Here is a 1,271-nt window from a genome sequence, read left to right as displayed (position 1 = left end):
GCTCGCGCTCGACTACCGCCAGGAGTTCAACAAGGACGTGGTGGTCGACATCGTCTGCTTCCGCAAGCTCGGCCACAACGAGCAGGACACGCCGGCGCTCACGCAGCCGCTGATGTACAAGAAGATCGCCCAGCACCCGGGCACCCGCAAGCTGTACGGCGACAAGCTGGTGGCGCAGGGCGTGCTGCCGGCCGACGGCCCGGACGCGATGGTCAAGGAGTTCCGCGCCGCGATGGATGCCGGCAAGCACACCATCGACCCGGTGCTGACTAACTACAAGAGCAAGTACGCGGTCGACTGGTCGCCGTACCTGAACAAGAAGTGGACCGATTCGGCCGACACCGCGCTGCCTCTGGCCGAGGTGAAGCGCCTGGCCGAGCGCATCACGACGGTGCCGGCGAACTTCAAGCCGCACCCGCTGGTCGAGAAGGTGCTGGCCGACCGCGCCGCGATGGGCCGCGGCGACATCAACATGGACTGGGGCATGGGCGAGCACCTCGCCTTCGCGTCGCTGGTCGCGAGCGGCTACCCGATCCGCCTGTCCGGCGAGGACAGCGGCCGCGGCACGTTCACGCACCGCCACGCGGTGCTGCATGACCAGAACCGCGAGAAGTGGGACGAAGGCACCTGGACGCCGCTGCAGCACGTGGCCGACAACCAGGCCCCGTTCGTCGTGATCGACTCGCTGCTCTCCGAAGAAGCGGTGCTCGGCTTCGAGTACGGCTACGCGAGCGCCGACCCGAACACGCTGACGATCTGGGAAGCGCAGTTCGGCGACTTCGTCAACGGCGCGCAGGTGGTGATCGACCAGTTCATCGCATCCGGTGAAGTGAAGTGGGGCCGTGCGAACGGCCTGACGCTGATGCTGCCGCACGGCTATGAAGGCCAGGGCCCGGAGCACTCGTCGGCGCGCCTGGAGCGCTTCATGCAGCTGGCCGCGGACAACAACATGCAGATCGTGCAGCCGACCTCGGCCAGCCAGATCTTCCATGTGCTGCGCCGCCAGATGGTGCGCATGTTCCGCAAGCCGCTGATCATCATGACGCCGAAGTCGCTGCTGCGGAACAAGGACGCCACGTCCCCGCTCGTCGAGTTCACGAAGGGCGAGTTCAAGACGGTGATCCCCGAAGCGAACGACGAGATCGCGACCGACAAGGTCAAGCGCATCGTCGCCYGCTCCGGCAAGGTCTACTACGACCTGGTGAAGGCCCGTGCCGAGAAGAAGGGCACCGACGTGGCGATCATCCGCGTCGAGCAGCTCTATCCGTTCC

General features: G+C 66.2%; 1 protein-coding gene. It reads left to right on the top strand.

What is annotated here, in order from left to right; translation table 11 throughout:
* Window positions 1-1,271, top strand: a 1,271-nt coding sequence (locus AC1D15_RS32910; protein ID WP_477829370.1) for a thiamine pyrophosphate-dependent enzyme, incomplete at both ends; no start/stop codon positions are given.

It is taken from the genome of Rhizobacter sp. P2_H2, from assembly GCF_056403375.1.
Note: the sequence above shows the minus strand (reverse complement) of the source record. Positions and strands in the feature narration are given on the sequence as shown.